The sequence below is a fragment of the Nocardia puris genome (assembly GCF_036051655.1).
GTDB lineage: Bacteria > Actinomycetota > Actinomycetes > Mycobacteriales > Mycobacteriaceae > Nocardia > Nocardia puris.
This window is the reverse complement of the sequence record NZ_CP107943.1, coordinates 2,902,559-2,921,502: the sequence shown is the minus strand read 5'-3', so window position 1 is coordinate 2,921,502 and position 18,944 is coordinate 2,902,559. Positions and strand designations below refer to the sequence as shown.

At 63.9% G+C, this 18,944-nt stretch carries 17 protein-coding genes and 1 pseudogene; 7 read left to right on the top strand and 11 right to left on the bottom strand.

Annotation, left to right across the window (positions count from 1 at the left end; genetic code table 11):
• Positions 1 to 12 precede the first annotated feature (12 nt).
• Positions 13 to 1,101 (top strand): annotated as a pseudogene (locus OHB21_RS37475) (recombinase family protein); the annotation flags it as partial.
• Positions 1,102 to 1,425: 324 nt separating this feature from the next.
• On the opposite strand, the gene OHB21_RS13015 reads toward OHB21_RS37475, so the two are convergent.
• From OHB21_RS13015 to OHB21_RS13000, 4 genes are all read right to left on the bottom strand, one after another.
• Positions 1,426 to 1,575, bottom strand: a complete 150-nt coding sequence (locus tag OHB21_RS13015) for a hypothetical protein (protein WP_328438835.1) — start codon at positions 1,573 to 1,575, stop codon at positions 1,426 to 1,428.
• A gap of 153 nt (positions 1,576 to 1,728) precedes the next feature.
• Positions 1,729 to 3,021 carry a hypothetical protein gene (locus tag OHB21_RS13010; protein WP_195142887.1) on the bottom strand — a complete coding sequence of 431 codons (1,293 nt, stop codon included), beginning with the start codon at positions 3,019 to 3,021 and terminating at the stop codon, positions 1,729 to 1,731.
• 40 nt (positions 3,022 to 3,061) lie between these two features.
• Complete coding sequence (locus tag OHB21_RS13005; RefSeq protein WP_195142888.1) at positions 3,062 to 3,415, bottom strand: helix-turn-helix domain-containing protein; 354 nt, start codon at positions 3,413 to 3,415, stop codon at positions 3,062 to 3,064.
• Positions 3,412 to 4,434 (bottom strand): tyrosine-type recombinase/integrase, encoded by a 1,023-nt coding sequence (locus OHB21_RS13000; protein ID WP_195142897.1) that lies wholly within the window; start codon positions 4,432 to 4,434, stop codon positions 3,412 to 3,414. Before OHB21_RS13000 ends, OHB21_RS13005 begins: the two co-directional genes overlap by 4 nt.
• Positions 4,435 to 4,592: 158 nt before the next feature.
• On the opposite strand from OHB21_RS13000, the gene OHB21_RS12995 reads away from it, so the two are divergent.
• The 3 genes from OHB21_RS12995 (at position 4,593) to alaS (ending at position 9,588) form a co-directional block, all read left to right on the top strand.
• Positions 4,593 to 5,192, top strand: a complete 600-nt coding sequence (locus OHB21_RS12995; protein ID WP_195142889.1) for an AAA family ATPase — start codon at positions 4,593 to 4,595, stop codon at positions 5,190 to 5,192.
• Between the two features lie 238 nt (positions 5,193 to 5,430).
• A complete protein-coding gene (locus OHB21_RS12990) occupies positions 5,431 to 6,807 on the top strand; it encodes a GNAT family N-acetyltransferase (RefSeq protein ID WP_195142890.1) in 1,377 nt (458 codons plus the stop codon).
• A 111-nt stretch (positions 6,808 to 6,918) separates the two neighbouring features.
• The gene (alaS, locus tag OHB21_RS12985) at positions 6,919 to 9,588 is read left to right on the top strand and encodes an alanine--tRNA ligase (protein ID WP_195142891.1); all 2,670 of its coding nucleotides are present in this window, start codon (positions 6,919 to 6,921) and stop codon (positions 9,586 to 9,588) included.
• A gap of 2 nt (positions 9,589 to 9,590) precedes the next feature.
• Here the strand turns inward: alaS and OHB21_RS12980 are convergent, their stop codons facing one another.
• From OHB21_RS12980 to OHB21_RS12960, 5 genes are read right to left on the bottom strand one after another with little or no spacing between them, the layout of a single operon-like run.
• Positions 9,591 to 10,277: an HAD family hydrolase gene (locus tag OHB21_RS12980; RefSeq protein WP_195142892.1), complete on the bottom strand. Its 687-nt coding sequence runs from the start codon at positions 10,275 to 10,277 to the stop codon at positions 9,591 to 9,593.
• Entirely contained in the window at positions 10,271 to 10,816 is a 546-nt protein-coding gene (locus OHB21_RS12975) for an orotate phosphoribosyltransferase (protein WP_228815877.1), read from the bottom strand. Before OHB21_RS12975 ends, OHB21_RS12980 begins: the two co-directional genes overlap by 7 nt.
• Positions 10,813 to 11,415 (bottom strand): SLOG cluster 4 domain-containing protein, encoded by a 603-nt coding sequence (locus OHB21_RS12970; RefSeq protein ID WP_195142893.1) that lies wholly within the window; start codon positions 11,413 to 11,415, stop codon positions 10,813 to 10,815. Before OHB21_RS12970 ends, OHB21_RS12975 begins: the two co-directional genes overlap by 4 nt.
• Positions 11,412 to 12,281 carry a nucleotidyltransferase domain-containing protein gene (locus OHB21_RS12965; protein WP_195142894.1) on the bottom strand — a complete coding sequence of 290 codons (870 nt, stop codon included), beginning with the start codon at positions 12,279 to 12,281 and terminating at the stop codon, positions 11,412 to 11,414. The genes OHB21_RS12970 and OHB21_RS12965 overlap by 4 nt, the downstream gene beginning before the upstream one ends.
• Positions 12,278 to 13,147 carry an aspartyl/asparaginyl beta-hydroxylase domain-containing protein gene (locus OHB21_RS12960; RefSeq protein ID WP_195142895.1) on the bottom strand — a complete coding sequence of 290 codons (870 nt, stop codon included), beginning with the start codon at positions 13,145 to 13,147 and terminating at the stop codon, positions 12,278 to 12,280. Before OHB21_RS12960 ends, OHB21_RS12965 begins: the two co-directional genes overlap by 4 nt.
• A 266-nt stretch (positions 13,148 to 13,413) precedes the next feature.
• Here OHB21_RS12960 and OHB21_RS12955 point away from each other — a divergent pair, with 266 nt between their 5' ends.
• The 3 genes from OHB21_RS12955 to OHB21_RS12945 are packed head-to-tail and all read left to right on the top strand — an operon-like array spanning position 13,414 to position 16,403.
• Positions 13,414 to 14,865, top strand: a complete 1,452-nt coding sequence (locus tag OHB21_RS12955) for a helix-turn-helix transcriptional regulator (protein WP_328438825.1) — start codon at positions 13,414 to 13,416, stop codon at positions 14,863 to 14,865.
• Between the two features lie 9 nt (positions 14,866 to 14,874).
• On the top strand, positions 14,875 to 15,921 hold the full coding sequence (locus OHB21_RS12950) for an asparaginase (protein ID WP_324192312.1): 1,047 nt from the start codon (positions 14,875 to 14,877) through the stop codon (positions 15,919 to 15,921).
• A gap of 2 nt (positions 15,922 to 15,923) precedes the next feature.
• Positions 15,924 to 16,403: a PPC domain-containing DNA-binding protein gene (locus tag OHB21_RS12945; protein ID WP_195142570.1), complete on the top strand. Its 480-nt coding sequence runs from the start codon at positions 15,924 to 15,926 to the stop codon at positions 16,401 to 16,403.
• Between the two features lie 145 nt (positions 16,404 to 16,548).
• On the opposite strand, the gene OHB21_RS12940 is transcribed toward OHB21_RS12945, so the two are convergent.
• Together OHB21_RS12940 and OHB21_RS12935 are read right to left on the bottom strand one after the other, a co-directional pair.
• Positions 16,549 to 17,469 (bottom strand): aminoglycoside phosphotransferase family protein, encoded by a 921-nt coding sequence (locus OHB21_RS12940; protein ID WP_195142569.1) that lies wholly within the window; start codon positions 17,467 to 17,469, stop codon positions 16,549 to 16,551.
• Positions 17,466 to 18,878, bottom strand: a complete 1,413-nt coding sequence (locus OHB21_RS12935) for a helix-turn-helix domain-containing protein (protein WP_195142568.1) — start codon at positions 18,876 to 18,878, stop codon at positions 17,466 to 17,468. The genes OHB21_RS12940 and OHB21_RS12935 overlap by 4 nt, the downstream gene beginning before the upstream one ends.
• Positions 18,879 to 18,944 lie beyond the last annotated feature (66 nt).

The following is an 18,944-nucleotide window of genomic DNA, read 5'->3' as shown; positions in this document are numbered from 1 at the left end:
TAAGGAATCTCCATGGTGAGCGCGTACGTAGGCCCGGGGAACGATGCGGATGACGACTTGGCATCCGAACTCCCATCACTGCCAGCACCTTTGAAGGCGGGCGACCGTGCTGTCATCTACCTACGTGTATCATCGCCAGGGCAGGTCAAGACCGACTATGACCCCGAAGGCATATCCATTCCCGCTCAACGTGTCGCCTGCCAGAACAAGGCAAATCAACTCGGCCTGACCATTGTCGATGAATATATCGAGCCGGGTCGGAGTGCGACTGAAATGTCGAAACGAGTCGAGTTTCAACGATTGCTCGCTCGAATTCGAAACCATCAAGACGTCGACTACGTCATCGTCTACAAACTGTCTCGTATGGCCCGAAACCGGTTCGACGACGCCATCGTCATGGCCGACCTCCGCAAGCGAAACGTCACCCTGGTCTCCGCCACCGAATCCATCGATGATTCGCCGGTCGGCCAGCTCATGCACGGCATCCTCGCCACTTTCAACGAGTACCAGTCCCGCGAGTCAGGCGCCGACATCTCCTACAAGATGGGTCAGAAGGCACGCAACGGCGGCACGCTCGGCCGTGCCCGGCTCGGGTACCTCAATGTCTTCGATCGGTTCGACGGCCGCGAGATCCGCACCATCGGTGTGGACCCCGAACGCGCTCCGCTCGTCCGGCTCGCGTTTCAGCTGTACGCCACCGGCGACTACACCCTCGACGAGCTATCCGAGGAACTCTACGACCGCGGGCTGCGCACCCGGCCGAGCCATCGCCGTCCCGCCCAACGGGTTTCCAGAAACAAGCTCTCGCAGATGCTGCGCGACCGCTACTACCTCGGCTACGTCATCTACAAGGGCGAGGAGATGCAGGGCCGACACCAGCCGCTGATCGACGAGAACCTCTTCGACAACGTCCAAGAGATCCTCGAATCCCGCACCAACGCCAACGAACGCCGACGAGTCCACCACCACTACCTCAAAGGATCCCTGTTCTGCGGACGCTGCCAGCGGACCGGAACCGTCGGGCGGATGATCATCCAACGAACAACCAACCGACACGGCAACGAATACCTCTACTTCTTCTGCCGCAACAAACAGAAGGGCACCTGCAACGCGCCCCACATCAACGTCGCACTCGTCGAAGACGCCGTCGAGGCGCACTACGCGACGATCCGATTCCGCAGCGACTTCATCACCAGCATCCGCAACCAGATCGCCGAAGCCATCAACGCTCAAGAGACCGCCGATCGGCTCCTCCAGAAGCAACTGACCACCGAGCTGCAGGCACTCGACGCCCAGGAAGAGAACCTCATCGACTTGGCCGCCGACGCCACCCTTCCGCAGCCCAAGATCAAAGCCAAGCTCCGCGACATCGCCCACCAACGGCGACGACTGACCGAACGCCTGGCAACAACGACCGAAGACCTGTCATCCAGCGCCCGACTCATCGAAGCCGCGCTCACACTGCTGGAGAATCCCCAAGAACTGTATCGCCGCTGCAACGAACACCAGCGCCGCCTGTTCAATCAGGCAATCTTCCAACAGCTCTATATCGACGATGAGCAGATCAACGGCCACCGCCTGCACGACCCCTTCGGACAGCTACACGCCGCCCAACGGGCACAGACAGGAACATGCGGCGCAACCCGGCACAAGACAAGCCGGGATACTCCTGGATCAGGCAACGCCCAAATGAAGGGAGGAGTAGGGGTCCTACTCCAGGGCGTTCATTCAGCCCTGGGTTCTAGTAGTGACCCTATGGTGGTGGTAGAGGTGTTCGAACGCACTGCAGACCGCGCAGTGCTGGAAGTAGGCCGGTTCGTGCTGGTAGCAGGTCCGGCAGAGCGGGCCGACGGCGACGCTGGCCTGCACGCGCATGGTGCGACCGCAGCGGCTGCAAGGGGCGCGGCGTTGGCCGCACGGATGGCAGAGCGGACCGTCCGGACCACGCCGATGCACTGGTCGGACTCGTCCGCAGTTGACGCAGGTTTGGCCGAACAGCTTGCGCGAGCACAATGCACAGCGGGCCGTCGCCGAGTTCGCGAAGTGACAGGGTTTGCTCTTCCCACAGATCGAGCAGACCGCGACGGGGCCGCGCCAACACCGGCCGCAGTAGCGCCGGTCCTTCACTCGATGGACGATCAGGTGAATGCGCCCGCACTTCGTGCAGCTCTCGTGCCCGACGGGGTCGCGACGCATACAGGGGGCGCACAGCGGTCCGCCGTCGGGCGTGCGGGTCGCTACTGTTCTGGATTCGCCGCAGCGACAACATGTTTCATGTCTGAGCGCGTCATAGCATCGTCGGCAGCACCGCCGGTCGTCGCGCTGGAACTTCAACGCGACCACGCGTTCGCAGAACGGGCAGCTCGGCGGGAGGACTCCCGGCACCTGGTCGAGAACAAGGTGTTCGACCAGCGCTATCAGGCGCGGCGAACCCATCGCAGCACCGCCGGTCAGCAGCTCGGGGTGGGCGTCGAGCTGCCACGCCACTTCGCGGCGTTGGTAGGGCTCTCGGACGAGCCGTTCTACGGTCTGCCGCAGCAGCGCAGTATCGTAGTCGCCCGCTACGCGGCTGACGTGCTCGACGATCGCGGCGAGGTGGTTGCGGCCTGGTTCCGGTGGACACTTCGGGCAGCGCGCGGTGCCGTCGCGGTCGCGGGTCTGAACCTCGCGCAGCCTTCCGCATCCGCCGCACGTCTCGACTTGCCTTTTGTAGAAGGTGAAGCAGGAACCACAGATCCGTTGCCGTTGAACATCGAGGTTGACCAGGGGACGGGCACGACCGCAGCGGGCGCAGCGCGGCAATGCGACATGGGTTGCCGCGGCGTCCGTCAATTCGCTGATGAGCTGACCGACTGCCCGCGGTCCTTGCGGGCGCATCGACGTGAGCAGCCCAGGATCGTCGCTCAACGCTTGGGCCAGCTTGCGTTGCCGGGCGCGGGTCGGGGCGATCTTCTCGATCGCCGCGACGATCGTGTCGCCGTCGAGTCCAGGTTCGATATGGGCGACGATCTCGGCGATCACGCCGAGAGGATCGGTCAGGAATCGAGGAGCCGAGACGGAATCAGTCATCGCTCGGTGCGGCGATCCGTGCTCGCTTCGGACGGAAAGAGCCCACACCTTTGTCTGGTTTGCCTGTGGGCGAAGCCGTTTCGCCCGATGCCGTCCGCCGCTGACTTGCAGTCGCCGCGACCGGCTCGATCAGGTCGTCCATCCGGCAGCCCAGGATGTCCAGCAACGCCATCAGCACTTTCAGGCTCAGACGTTCGGGTCGTTCTGTCACCAGGCGATAGATTTGGCTGTCCGACAGGTCGATCCCGCGCTCACGCAACAGGGGCCGCAGCTTCGTCGTTGAGAACATGCCTCGGTCGGCCATCACGTCGCGCAGATGCCAGCGGTAGTCCAGTTTCGCGGTCATCCCGCTCCTTCCTCGATCGGTGCGAAGGCCCGGTCCAGGGCCTTGCGCATCATCGTGTTCATGTGGTCGGTGCTCACCGTCGTGTATATGCCGGTGGTGCTGCGGAAGCGGTGACCGACCTGCTGGCGCAGGAATTCCGGGTCCATCCCGTCCTCGACACCGTGCGAAACATACGAGTGCCGCAGGCAGTGCGGAGTGAGGTCGGCGGCCAAGCCCAGTTCGTCTCGGTATCGCGCGAATCGCTCGTCTACCTCGCGCCCCCGCAGCCGACCGCCTCGTTCGGTCACCCACAGCGCCGGATGATCGTCCAGGCCGAAACGGGGCCGGATGTTGACCAGGTAGTCCTCCACCGCCTCGACCGCCCACGGCATCACACTCGCCACCGCGCGCCGGCGCGGACCCGACCCACGCGACGCCTTGCCGTAGCGGACATGCAGTACCCCGAACCGGCCCAGTTCGGGTGCCTCAGGGTTGCGGTAGAAATCGCTGCGATCCAGCCGGCACGCCTCGTTGACCCGGAGGCCCCAGCCGTAAAGGACTTTGAAGACCGTCGCATCGCGGTACGCCGCCAACGCCCCTTTGCGGCCCGACCTCACCGCCCGCTCGACCTGACCGTCCGCGTGATCGAACAGCGCCTGAATCTCGTCGCGGCTCATCGGCCTACGGGTCGGACGGCTCTCATCGTCCTCGACATGGACCGCGGTGTTCCACTCGTGACAGACCTGCGTCGGATGCGTGCCGAACCGGGCCTCGCACACCTCGGGCCACTCGTAGTGCGCCGAGGTGATGTAGTCGCAGAACAAGCGAATCGCACCCTGATAGTTGCGGATCGTCGACAGCGACCGCCCCAGCTCCGAGAGCAGATGGGTCGTCCACTCCTCGACATGCGAGGCCGTCCATCGCCAGGGGTACTCGTTGCTGAACGCCACGAATGCCTGCACATTTCGTTGCCGCGTCCCGATCGTCTTCGGGTCGAGCCGCCGACCGCCGCGCTGCTGCTTGCTCCAACCACTGAGCATCGCCTCCAGAACCGCGTCTTCCTGACGCAGCAACGCCACGCCGTCCACCAGCTCGAGCCGCGCCGATCCCGGCGGACTGTCCACCATCACCACCTCCCACCTAACGGTCAGATCATGCATCAAACGGGAGATCTATTGCAAAATGCCAGGCAGGAGCCATGACACCTGATCAGAATCCGTGCTACGGTAACCCCAGCTCGGAGGGGGATAGCGCCGAAAAGTCTTGCATCAAACGCAATTCCGCTCAGTCGACCACGCTGGTCGTCATTCGTGGCAATTCGGCATCGGGCAAGTCGACCGTCGCCGCTGGCCTGCAACGTCGCTTCGAGCACGGCCACTGCGCTGTCGTCGGTCAAGATGTTGTGCGGCGGCAGATTGTCCGCGAGCGCGACGAGCCCGGCGGGTGGAATATCGAGCTGATCGAACACATCGCGACACTGTGCCTGGCCCGCCGGATGGTGACGATCGTGGAAGGCATCCTCGACGCCGATCGCTACGGGTCGATGCTGCACCGCCTCGCCGCCACCGCCGGTCGTGCACTGCACTACAGCTTCGATCTCACCTTCGACGAAACGCTCGCTCGCCACGCAGGGCGACCGCAGGCCGCGACGATTCCCCCTGGTCAAATGGCTGAGTGGTACCACGGCTGGCAACCCCTGTCTCACGTTGACGAGGTCCGCATCGACTCCAGCTGGAGCCGCGACTCCATCATCGAGCGGATCCACACCGACATCCTCACCACCCACGGACAACGCTGACTCGACGATCACACGGACGGGACAGAGCGCAAAATGAATTGCCGCCGGTGCGGCAAGTCCTGATCATGCTGTACATGATCGTGCGCCGACTTTCCGCCGATGACTGGCCCGTAGCCCGAACAGCGCGACTCAACGCGCTCGCCGGTAGTCCCGCAGACACCTTCTCCACTACTCACCACCAGGCATTGGCGTGGAGTGAGGACCAGTGGAAGGCTGGGCGCGGACTCGGGTGATGTTCGTGGCCGAGGACCAGGACACGGTGCTCGGATCCGCCGCTGTGCGCGTCGGAGAGGCTGGTGCGGAAGTGGTGTCGGTGTGGGCTTCTTCGGCTGTCCGAGGGACAGGGATCTCGGACCTGTTGCTGAGTGCCGCGTTCGACTGGGCACGGGCCGATGGTCACCGAACTTTGCGGCTGTCGGTCCTCGACGACAACGGACCTGCCCGCACCCTGTACCTGCGCAATCAGTTCACCGAAACCGGGCAGCAGTCCGTCGACCCTGCCTGCGGGAAGGTGGAAGTAGAGATGGTGACGCCGCTCCAGTCGGTGCCCGACCGGCGCCCGGTGGTCCGGATGCGGCCACTGCATCGAGAAGACGAACACGCGTTCCGCGCGCTACGCCGCGCGTTTCACCGCACCGGATTCACCTTCGCGAAGGACTACCAGGAAGACATGCCCTGGCAGGACTATTTGGACTGGCTCGAGGCTGCCCGCACGGCTGGCACCGGCGACGGCCGGGTTCCGTTCTCGTTCTTCATCGCTGAGGACGCTGCCGGTGCGTTGATCGGCAGCAGCGACATCCGCCATGTCCTGACCGAAGAACTGACGGGCTGGGGTGGGCATATCGGCTACGCCGTCGCACCTGGGTTCCGGCGTCGCGGATACGCCACCGAAATCCTGCGCCAAACCCTGCCACTCGCCGCCGACCTGGGAATCTTCGACGCTCGGATCACCTGCACCGTCGACAATGTCGGCTCCCGACGAGTAGCCACTGGACTCGGCGGTCGGCTCGACATCATCAGCGACAACATCTGCCGCTACTGGATCGACACGACGAGCACCGAACCCCGAAGAGTCGGGGCCACTTCTCGATCATCGACTGCCGTCGAAACAGTTCGCCTACGGCCGTTGCAGGAAACGGACGAAAACGTGGTCCGCGCCGCGCACAGCGACCTGGCCAGGGGAGATAGCTTCCCGTTCGCGTTGGGGCTCGAGCCCGAGATGAGCTGGGCTGACTATCTACGCGCCCGGGAGGACCAACGGCAGGGTGTCAATTTGCCGGACGGCATCGTGGCCTCCACGTTCCTACTCGCGACTGTCGACGGCCAGGTAGTCGGTCGGACATCGATCAGACACACCCTCAACGACGGCCTACGTCGCCGAGGCGGGCACATCGGGTATGCCGTACTGCCCCAGTACAGACAGCGCGGCTACGGTACCGCCATACTCCGCCGCAGCATCGTCGTTGCCCGGTCGACCGGCATCGACCGGATACTTCTCACCTGCGACGATTCAAATCTCGGGTCCCGGAGGATCATCGAGGCGTGCGGCGGAGTTCTGGAATCCACCGAGCCCTGGACCAATGGCACGCTGATGTGCCGGTACTGGATCGAATAGATGCACCGGCGACCCGATCGTTGATCGGCCAACCTACGATGGATGTCCGGGGTCGCCGCACAGTCCGGTGGTGATCCAAGCCCAACCGAGCACCTGGAAGGTGTCCAAGCCATGCAATCGGCCGAAATCAGTCGCCGCGCTCTTCGATTTTTCGAGAACCGGGGTCACGCAGTGGTGCCCTCGGCATCGCTGATCGCTGATGACCCTACGTTGCTGCTGATCAACGCAGGTATGGCACCGTTCAAGCCGTACTTCCTCGGCGAGGCTCCGGCTCCTTTCTCTCGTGCCACCAGCCTGCAGAAATGCGTGCGAACGGTCGACATCGAAGAGGTCGGCAAGACCAGCCGTCATGGTTCGTTCTTCCAGATGTTCGGCAACTTCTCCTTCGGCGACTACTTCAAGGAGAAGGCTATTCCGTTCGCCTGGGAGTTCTTGACCGGTTCCGTCTCAGACGGGGGTCTCGGACTGGCTGAGGAGAAACTGTGGGTCACCGTCTATACCGACGATGACGAGGCCGAGGAGATCTGGCGGCGCGACATAGGTGTGCCGACCGACCGCATCCAGCGTCTGGGTATGTCCGAGAATTTCTGGTCGATGGGGGTACCCGGTCCGTGCGGACCGTGCTCGGAGATCTGCTACGACCGTGGCCCGGAGTTCGGGCGTGATGGCGGGCCGGTGGCAAACGATGAGCGCTACCTCGAGATCTGGAATCTCGTGTTCATGCAGAACATCCGTGGTGAGGGTCCTGCGAAGGAGGGCTATCCGATCGTCGGTGATCTGCCGTCGAAGAACATCGACACCGGCTTCGGCCTGGAGCGGATGGCCGCGCTTCTGCAGGATACGCCGACGATCTTCGATATCGACACCACACGTCAGATCCTGGACCTGGCTGCTGAGCTGAGCGGCGCGAAGTACGGTTCCACCGTCAAGGACGATGTTGCTCTGCGGGTGGTTGCGGATCACATCCTGACCAGCGTCATGTTGATCGGCGATGGTGTAACTCCTTCCAACGATGGCCGCGGCTACATCCTGCGCCGAATTCTGCGCCGAGCGGTCCGGATGATGCGGTTGCTCGGTTCCGACGACGCCGTTGTTCACGACCTCGTTGCTCGCACGGTCCAGGTAATGAGCCCGATGTATCCAGAGCTGACCGGTGAGCACGACCGCATTGATCGCATCGCGGTCGCGGAGGAGGCCGCGTTCGCTCAAACCCTCAAGTCGGGGACGTCCATATTCGATCTTGCCGCTGAACAGGTACGCAAGAGCGGAAAGCTGGTGTTGCCCGGTGACAAAGCGTTCCAGCTGCATGACACCTACGGGTTCCCCATCGACTTGACGCTGGAGATGGCGGAGGAAGCCGGCCTGACCGTCGATGAGACTGGATTCCGCGAGCTCATGCAGGAGCAGCGGGCGCGGGCGAAGGCCGATGCGGCTGCGCGTAAGACCGGCGGGCATGGCGAGACCGGCGTGTATCGCGAGCTGCTGGCCTATGGTCCTACCGAGTTCACCGGCTACTCGGAGCTGGAATCCGAAGCCACGGTCCGCGGCCTCGTATGGGAGGGCGAGCGGATCCCGGCGGCGGTCGAGGGCGACATCCTTGAATTGGTGCTCGACAGGACTCCGCTGTACGCCGAATCCGGCGGTCAGGAGAGCGATGCGGGCACGATCGTCGCAGACGGAGTCGAGCTCGAAGTGCTCGACGTACAGAAGGTCGCCCGCAAGTTGTGGGTTCACCAAGTGCGAGTCCGAAGCGGCGAAATTACCGAGGGGCAGGGTGTCCTGGCCAGGGTTGATCCGGAATGGCGGATCGGCGCCCGTCAAGCTCACTCGGGTACCCACATCGTCCATGCCGCCTTGCGGCAAGTGCTCGGGTCGACCGCGCTGCAGAGCGGCTCCTACAACAAGCCCGGGTACCTCCGTCTGGATTTCTCGTGGACCGGTGGTCTTTCCGCGGAGACGCGCAGCGAAATCGAGGAGATCTCCAACCTGGCGGTGCGCCGTGACCTGCCGGTTGCTGTCGAGTACATGCCACTGCCCCGGGCCCGTGAGATCGGTGCGCTGGCATTGTTCGGCGAGACCTACGGCGAAGAGGTTCGTGTGGTCGAGATCGGCGGCGAATGGTCGCGGGAACTGTGCGGCGGGACTCACGTAGCGCACTCGTCCCAGGTCGGACCGCTGACCCTGATCGGTGAGTCGTCTGTTGGATCGGGTCTGCGCCGAATGGAGGCATACGTCGGTATCGACGCCCTGCGCTTTCTGGCGAAGGAGCGGGCATTGGCGGTCAACGTCGCCGACATCCTGCAGGTACCGACCAGCGATATCGGCGATCGAGTAGCGGCGTTGGTGAAGCAACTGCGCGACGCCGAGAAAGAGATCTCCCGGTTCCGGGCCACCCAGCTGGCGGCCTTGGCCGAACAGTACGCTGCCGACGCACCCACGATCGGTGGCGTCACGGTGGTATCAGAGCACCTGCCGGAGGCTGCAAGCGGCGAGGAACTGCGCACCGTGGTGCTCAAGGTCCGAGACCGGTTCGCAGACCGGCCGGCCGCCGTGGTCATGACGGCCTTGTCCGACGACAAGCCAATCGTGGTGGCCGCGGTCAACGAGCATGCCCGCGCACGCGGACTCAAGGCCGGCGACCTCGTGCGAACGGCCGCGAAGGTCCTGAAGGGCGGAGGCGGTGGAAAGCCCGACATCGCGCAAGGCGGAGGCACGGATCCGCTCGCGACGACCGATGCCTTGAACGAGGTCCGCCGGGCAATCAGCGAGTCGGTGAACTGACGTCACTCACCGGACCCAGGTCGGACCTCGATAGGTGCGAGCAGATCGAGGCCGACCTGGCCTGGTTCGGTGAGTACGCGATACGCTCCGGTATTGATCAGCGCTGCATCTCCGAGAAGCCCCCAGGCTGCACCGTACGTCCAGACCCCAGCTGCGCGCCCAGCGGCAATATCTGTTGGCGTGTCACCGAGAAAGAAAGCCTGGTCAGGGCGAACCCCGAGGCCGGTGCAAGCGGTGAGGACGCCCTCCGGAGACGGCTTCGCGGCAGCGTCCTCGTGTGCGATCACGATGTCCACTATCTCCGCGACATTCTCCGGCAGCAGGAATCGTAGCCGGTCACGTGCTTGCGCGGTGACGATGCCGATCCCAGCTCCTTGTTCCCGCAATACGGAGATCCCGTCGACGACCTCGTCGAAAACCCGCACTTCGCCTATGGCGGTCGCCAGCGCATCGTCGAAATAGTCCCGATACACGTGTCGTGCGTCCGGAACGTCCAAGGCCATGAGCGCGTCGACCGGTGGCATCGCCACACACGCGTCCAACAGGCTCGGGTTCACCGGCATCTGCGCCCTCGCGCCGGCGAGAGCAAGCAGGGCGGCTCGCGTCGCCGCGCGCGTATCGATGATCACGCCATCCAAATCGAACAGCGCCGCGTACTGGCGGGCGGAGGATGAATACGGCATCAACATGCCGGCCTGCCGAAGTCGATATCGTCCAGAAGGGACTGGGTCAGCAGTGCCCGCAGTTCAATCCCTTCGCTCGCCAGTAGCTCACCGCCGCCGGCCTCGCGATCGAGCACGCACAGGGCGGCAGACACTTCGGCACCGCATCCGCGAAGGACCTCGGCGGCATACACGACCTGCGAGCCGGTGCGCACCACGTCATCGACGATGACGACGTGGCGTCCACCGACCGCGTCACCTTCGATCTGACGGCAGCTGCCGTATTCCTTGGGGCGACGACGGAAGAATCCTGCCCGCCGACCAGTTACCGCAGATAACGCGACAGCCAGCGGCACACCGCCCATCGCCACGCCCATCACCACATCGGTGTCCGAAGGGACGTGGCCGACCATGGCCTGGGCGACATCCTTCAGCAGGATCGGGTCCGCGGCGAGCAAGTACTCGTCGAAGTACTCGTCCAAGGTGTCTCCGGTCGGCAGTATGAACGCCTGCTCTCGCAGCGCGGCCCTGCGAATTCGTCCGGCCAAACTGACGGGCAGCATCATCGGTCTTCCACTCCCGCCGAAACCGTCCCGAGGCGATCAGGTGCCACACTCTGTACGAGCTGAGGCAACTTTTCCCGGAATGCCGCGAGATCGGGTATCTCATGGAGGAAGCCGAGAGGACGGGTAGGTGTCTCGAACAACCAGTGCTCGGCCCGTAGAAATGTTGCCAGTCGCAGCGCAGTCGGTCCGGCGAGGCAAACAGGAACTGGTCGAATATTGCCTGCGTACCAGAGAGCAGCGGTCAGCTCGTGCAGAGTTCCAACTCCACCGCCCATGGCTATCACCAAGTCGGCGCCGCCGAGGAATCGGTGCAACCGATCACCCATCGAGGACAGGCGGATCGCTCTGGAGACATGCGGATTGAACTCACCCCAGCTCACACCGGCCAAGGTCACGGCGACGACCGGTCCGCCGGCACGTGCCGCCCCGCTGGCCGCGTCCTCCATCAGCCCGTTGTAGCCGCCGTGTTGTAGCAGCATGCCGGCTTCTGCGACTGTCTGTCCTATATCGCGCGCCAGCCCACGCTCATGGTCGGTTGCCGGCACCACTCCGCCGAAAAAGGATGCTGTCAGGCGCTTTTCACGCGAAGCCGACCTCATGGCAGATCCAAGTAGTACTGGTAGGCGTCGACCGCTTCGCGCATGCTGTCGACGGCATCCGGTGCCACCCTGCGCGCAATAGCGAACACTCGATCGAGTCCGTCGGTCAGGGACGCCACGGTGGGAATCGCCGGAGCGGAAATCAACGCCTCGAGGTCGGCCAGACACGCCCGGCCGATCGGGGTGGATCCTATCTCCTCTCTGAGCTGATACCAGCCCCAGTACCTCGACGTCGGCGCGAGCGCGGCCTTGACCAGGTTCTTCGCGGCCGAATTGAACAGGAACCACTCCGAATACGAGATGAATTCCTGCCCGCGAGCGATCCGTTTGTGGATCAGGTATCCGAGCACCATGGCCTCGACCAGCAAGTCCGCACACATATGCGGACGAGCCAGCGTTTCGGCTACGAACGGCGCAACCGATGAGTCCGGCTCGTAGGCCGCAGCCGGGGCGCGAATAAAGACAGCTTGGCAGACGGTGCGGTCCTGAATGCCGGAAATGGCGCTGGCCGGAGCGACGTAGAGGTCGAGCTGTTGCAGATGCCCTTCCCAGCCGACCAGATAGACGAACCCCAGCCCTCCCATGTGGCCCACGATTGTGTCGAGCCAACCCGGAAGGATGCCGCCCAGTTCCATCGAGATCAGCGGATCCAGCACCTTGACGAACTCGCGGAACGAATGATCATCGACTCCGACGACGAAGTCGACGTCGGAGAGCCGATCGGCTGTCCCGCGTGCGAGGGACCCGCGCACCAGCAGATGTGTCACGGCGTTGCTGCGGGTGAATACGCCGGCAGCGTGTTCGAGTAGTGCGAACTGATCCGGGCGATTTGCTGCCACGAGGCGGTCGAGGGCTATGTGACTCATGCCGAACGCTCCTTTCGGTGCGAAAGACCCAGTAGTACTTCCTTGTTCGCACGCCAGCGCTCGGCCACATCACGGTGCTCGAGGAGGTCGTGTAGCGACGCGATCATGTCGTAGGCCGACCCCTCCGGCACGGCCCATTCATAGAACAGCCTCAGCAGGTACTTTTCTGCGGATTGGATATACCCGAGTCTGGCCAGCGCCTGTGCTCTGTCATAACGGGTTTCGAGCTCGGCGCGGGTAGCCTGCGGTAGCTCGGTAACCTCGGAATCATTCAGCCACGCGCCGGATACCAGTTCCGTGAGTCGATCGTCTGCGTAGCAGTCCAGCAGCAGGTGGTACCGATCGGGACCGAGGAGATTGCAGGCGCCGTGGACACGGGTCGGTGTCAGCTGCCAGATGCGTCCAGGTGCGAGGTGAATTCGTGCGCCGCCGGTGACGAGCGCAGCCGAACTGTTCGACGTCAACGGTATGTGCAACCGGTAGCGTTCCGAGCGATCGAGTTCGTCGTAGTCGCGATGCTCCCAGAGGAAAGAGTTCGATCCCAAGCGGGCGATGCGGGCCCACATGTAGCGCAAGCCCAGTTCGGTTAGAAACTTTCGCGTCATCGGCATTTCCCGTAGGAGCGTTGTCTCGACCGGATTGCAGTCGGAGATCGTCACATCGGCCGGATCTCCGGACTCGTTCAGAAGCGAGAGTGTCCGCCACCCACCGGACTGGAACTGGGAGTACTCCGTAACCCACGTATCCTCGGCCGGCACGGTCAGCGCCTCATGGCGGAGCAGTTCGAACACCCGTGGATCGATCTGCTGCACGCACGAGACCTGATCGAGCAGTGCCTGCTCGTTGGTCAAGGTCATCGAATTCATGTCACATTCCTCCAGAGCCAGAACCACGAGCAGAACCGCGGATCACCAGCGTCTGCGAACCGAATCCGCCCGAGAGCGGAAGCTTGGGTCTGTCCGGTCTCCCCATGTCGACCTCCTTGAAGAACCCTGGAACCGAGGTCCAGGTCTGCTGTACCGCTCTCAGATAACCGGGGCCGCATATCATCTGGGGAGGGGGCAAATGGACTCCGCGGACTGTTGCCCCCCAGCACGATGCACCCGCCCGCACCTATAGGGGGCCACTCGGCATGACCAGCGTGGATACCGGCGGCCACGAGATACAGGCCCGCACAGTGCTGTCCAGCGAGATCAAGCGGCGCAGATCCTCGGCCGGTCTGAGCCAGTCGCAGTTGGCGGGCCGGATCGGGTACAGCCGTCAGTACGTTTCGCGGGCCGAACGTCCCCACAACCTGCCGTCGCAGGATCTCATGCACGCCATCGACACCGCGCTGTACGCCAACGGAGAGTTGCTCGGGCTGTGGCACGTAGCCAAATCCGAACAGCTCGCCCTACGCACCCCAGTCGAGCGGAGAGCCCCCTCCGGAAGCAACCGGTGGTACTCCGACGGCGGCACCGGACCATCCAGCGATTGTCGAACTGTCCTGCAACTACCCCGAGGGCGCAACTTCTCCGGCCTGGAAGTCCTCGCCGTGGTCTTTCCGGCTATCGCAGATCGAGGTCGGATAGTGATCACCTCGGCGTACGGCACATTGACCGATCCCACCATAGCTACGTCTGGCCGGGCAGTCGTACTCGCCCACCTCGATGCCTCTGGTCAGGTCCAGCAGTACGCGATGGATCGACGCCACGCCCGCGCCCGGCTAGCGGCCTCCAACCCGGAGGCACCACTGCCGATTCCTGTCGCGTACCTTCTCGATGACTTCACTCACGCGATCATCTGGGCCGTGACCAGCCTGGATACTGCACTTCTCGACGATGACGCCGACCTCGCCGATGCTGTATCCCGGTTGAATGATGGCCATGCAGAACCACGTTCAGATCTCGGTCCCGACCTCTCACCGATATCGCGGATGTGGCTCGGCTCCGACCTCTGTGCAGCCCATATCCTCCGTAACTCCGACAGACTCAGCACCACCCCACACTTCTGGTCCCGGGAGCAGCGCGGGGAAGAGGCCAGCACCTGGCTGTTGTTCACCCACAAATACCACTATCTCCGCGCAACCACCCCTGCGCACGGCGATCCGCCGATCCGCGCCTTCTGCATACCGCCCAGTGCCGTTGACGCCTCCGGTCGACTGGAACGGATCCTGCTGCTTCTCGCGATGGCACTGCACGAATCCATGGGCATCACAACCGTAGTGTGCACCGAACCGGAATACACAGCCACTCCCGGATTTGTTCTCGACCGCACTCGCGTCGCCTTGGTCGCCAACTGGGTCAATTCCGACCAGGTATGGCACGTGGATGTTACCGATCATCGACCCACCCTCCGAGAATTCGACGATGCCGTGGGCTGGGCAAGCACCCGTACGTCCCTTCCCGGAGAGACGCCGCAGCATCGGCTGCACGCTCTGGCGGACTACCTCGGTCTCGAGTGGTCTTGGCTCACCCGCCGCGCGCATGAACTGGCCGACAGCGGCGTCGCGGGTCTGTGTACGCCGCGCAGTCGACTCCTCTCCCTCATGGGCCTCGAACAAGCCTGTGCTTACCTCGCTGACCTCGGTGGCGAAGATCGTTAGGCTGTGTGGGTGAGTACCGTCGAATCCCGTCGTCGTATCGCTGTTTTCGCTCTCGGCGGCACCATCGCCATGACCGACAACGGCAGCGGCGCAGTCACTCCCACCTTGTCGGCCGAGCAACTCGTGGCCGCGGTCCCCGGCCTCGATGCCGCTGGCGCCGAGATCGAGGTCATCGATTTCCGGCAGAAACCGGGAGCCTCGCTCACCCCGACCGATATCGCCAACCTCGCCGCAGCGATCCATGCCCGGCTACCCGAGATCGACGGCGCGGTGGTCACTCAGGGCACCGACACCATCGAAGAAACCGCCTACTTGCTCGACCTACTCCACACCGCACCGATCCCCGTGGTCGTCACCGGCGCCATGCGCAACCCCACCCTCGCCGGCGCCGACGGCCCCGCCAACCTGCTGGCCGCCATCCGCACCGCCGCCGCTCCCGCCCTGCGCGACCAAGGCAGCCTTGTGGTGTTCAACGACGAGATCCACGCCGCGGATCGGGTCCGCAAGTCCCACACCACCAGCACCGCCACCTTCACCTCCGCCAATGGCGGTCCCCTGGGTTACATCACCGAGAACCAGCCGCATATTTTCAACCGCCGCCCTCATCGCCTGGCGTTGCCGCCGACCCAACCGCAGTCGGCCCGCATTCCCATCATCACGACGACACTCGGAGACGACAGCATGGTCGTCGACACAGTCGCCCCCCATATCGACGGGCTCATCGTCGCGGGCTTCGGTGCGGGCCATGTACCCATGAACCTTGTTGCCCCCCTCGAAGGTCTCGCTACCCGGGTACCGGTAATCCTGGCCTCACGCACCGGCTCCGGTACCGTCCTATCGGCCACCTACGGATTTCCCGGCTCCGAACAAGACCTGCTCGCTCGCGGGTTGATCCGTGCCGGCTACCTCGACCCCCTCAAGTCCCGCATCCTGCTCCACGCCCTCCTCGCAGTTACCTCCGACCGAGCCCAAATCGCGGCTGCGTTCGCCGCGGCTGGCGGATACAGCGAAGCGTCCCTCTGGCCCTGGCCGGCATCCACGGACAAGGAGTTCTGACGATGCGCGCCCACGAACTCACCCTCGGCCGCACCTTCGGCGTCACCTTCGACCACGGCGAGGATTTCTACACCGCCCTCGAAGACTTCTGCCGCACCCACAACCTCCGGCAGGGCTACATCCCGTCGTTCATCGCCGGGTTCAGCGAAGCGGACCTCGTCGGCGCGTGCGACCGTCTCGAGGACCCAGCCGCTCCGGTATGGTCAAAAGTCCACCTCCGCAACGTTGAGGTATTCGGCGGCGGCACACTGGCTTACGACCCTGTCGCCAACGGCCTTCGACCGCACATCCACGTCACGGTCGGCCTCAAGGAACAAGCGGCCACCGGCTACACCAGCCACCTTCTTGGCGCAACTGTCCAGTTCCTCACCGAAATGCTGGTGATAGAGGTGGTAGCGCCGAGCATGACCAGAACCCCGCAACCAAACCTCTATGACGTGCCACTTCTCCAGTTCGGAACAGATGGCTCAGCCCAGCCCTGACAGCCGTAGCTACGCCGTCATCGACCCTGAAAGGCCACGATTTCGGTGCAGGTCTCGACGCCTCGACGACCTGGTCGCGCTACATGTGGTCTCAGGATCCGACGTTTCCCCATGCCTCGAACGGTCGGGGTACCCGACGACCGCTTCAGAGAATGGTCCAGGCTGTGTGGAGGCGGTTTCGGAGTGCGGTGATCCGGCGGCTGACTTCGTCTGATGCCGCTGTGCCCGGTGCAGATTTGCGGGCGTTGGTGGTGATCATCCGTAGTTCGCGGAGGTCGCGGAGCCACGGATAGCTGGACCAATCTCGGATATCGAGGCCATACAGGCTGCAGAACTGGTTGTAGTCGGTGGGTGGGTGCGCGAAGCGGCGGCTGTGGACTTCGAGGGTGACGAGGTCCCATTCGGGCGGCCCGACGGCCGCGCCGTCCCAGTCGCAGAGCACGGCTCCGCCGGTGCGGTCGTGAAGAGCGTTGCGGTGGTGCGCGTCGCCGTGGATCACGACGGGCAGCAGGTCGAAGGTGACATCGGGGGCTTGTCGGGCGAGTTCGTCCCGGTGGTGACGGAGCAACGCGCGGTCGTCCGGGGTCAGGATGCGACTGCGATCGATGCTGTGGGTGACCGAGGTGAAGGTGTCATCGATGCCGAAATGGGGGAGACTTGTTGGCGGCGGCGGGCACTGGTGAAGGCGCGCCAGGGGGCCAGCGAGCTGTTGTGCTCGGACCGGATTGTTCTGTTCGAGGTATCGCCAGTATGTGACTGGGCATCCTGCGATGGTGATCGGCTGCTCGACGCCGGGGTACAGGGCCACGGTGGGGACGGCGTGGTGTTCGAGCCATTGAACGAACTCGATGATGGCGGCGAAGCGTGTCGTGTCGCGGGGGCGGCCGATTTTGACCACAACCGATTCGCTGGGCAGAAGGTAGACGGCGTTGGTGTGGTGTCGGAGCAGGGTGGCGCTGGACGGGTCGAGGCCCGCGATGTCGCATGCCGAGATGAGAACCGACCGGGTTCGTTCGGGTACGAACGTATGTTCGGTCAAGTCGGTGGAGTCGACGTTGTGGTTCATCCGACGGCGGTTGTTTCCGCGTGGACGAGTTCACGCAGCGAGGTTGCTGTCGGGCGGTTGCGGCACGATGTGGGGAGTGCTTTGAGGACCTCGCCTGCGCGGGCCACGACGATTCGGGTGCGGTGGTCTGCAGGCAGGTCGGCGAGGATGTGGGCGGCCAGTGCGCAGCCGTCATCGGCGGCTCCGTCCTGGACGTGGCTGACGGCTGCGTCTAGGTGTATGAGCGCGGGGTCGATGATGACCTGCGTTTTCCTATAGAGGCGGAGCGCTTCGTCCTGTACCCGGCGGGCGCGGTCGATGTGTCCCATGTTGGTGAGTGTTCCAGACATGTACAGCATGAGCCGTTTGGCGGTGAACCGGAATGCTTCGTCGCTGTCGTGGTCATTGAGGTGTTCGGTGAGGTGTTGGGCGCGGGTGAGGGCTTCTTCGGCTGCGCCGGTGTCGCCGATGCGGGCGAGTGCGCGGGCCTCGGCGGCTGCGGCCAGTGCTGTCTCGTCGGAGGAAACGCCTGGTAGGAGTGCTTGGGCGGATCGGGCGAGGGCGATAGTTTTCGCGGGGTCGCCGAAGTAGTAGGGCAGCATGGCGTGCTGAGCGCGGACCTTTGCCTGCAGTTTCGGGTTGGGGGTGTCGTCGGCCGCGATACGGGCTGTGCCGTACCAGTAGTTCGCTCGGTCCACTTCTCCGAGCTTCATGAGGGCGTCCGCGGTCAAGAGGCCGAGTACTGCGGCTGCCTGGGACAACCGGGCTTGTACGGCGGCGGGTTGGCGATCGGCCGCCAATGTCTGTACTTCGAGGAGATCCGGTGTGATTCCGGAGAGCGCGGTGCTCGGAGGGGTTGTGGTGTAGTTCCGGATCCGGTCGGCGACCCGCTCCTCGATCAGGTCGATGCGGCTCGGCGTCACACTGCTCGTGGCCAGGGTCCGGTCGACGGCTAAGCGCAAGTCGTCGAGACGCGATAGCGCGTTGCCGTCGTGAGCGGTGTTTTCTGTTCCCGCAGCGTCATGGTCTGTGGGTATCGGTACGTGTACGGCTTCTGCGAGTGCGGTTTCGAAGCGTTGGCGTTCGCGGTCATCGAGCTTGCTGTAGCGGTCTTCGAGGAGCCGTTTGCTTCCGGGGTTGAGGCGGGCGGCACGCCCTCTGGATTCCCACACTCGGATGGTTCGGGGTGCACAGCCGATGCGATCGGCGAACGCATCGATGCTCAGCAGCATCGATTCTCGGAGGCATTTGACTTCGATGCCTGTCCAGTCGAGTCCGATCACCGCGAACACCACCCCATGCCAGCTGATTGTTGTCGCCAGACTACGTCGGATCTGCCATGGGCAGGGATGGTGATCGAAAAGTGCCGCGGGAATGCCGTTTCGATGCCTTATGCCGTCCACGGAGTCGGCGCAATCTGGATTCGGCACCCGGCGCCGGTAGCGCGGTCATCCCCTCGTGATATGCGCAACCTGCTGGCAGTGAGAGGACATCGG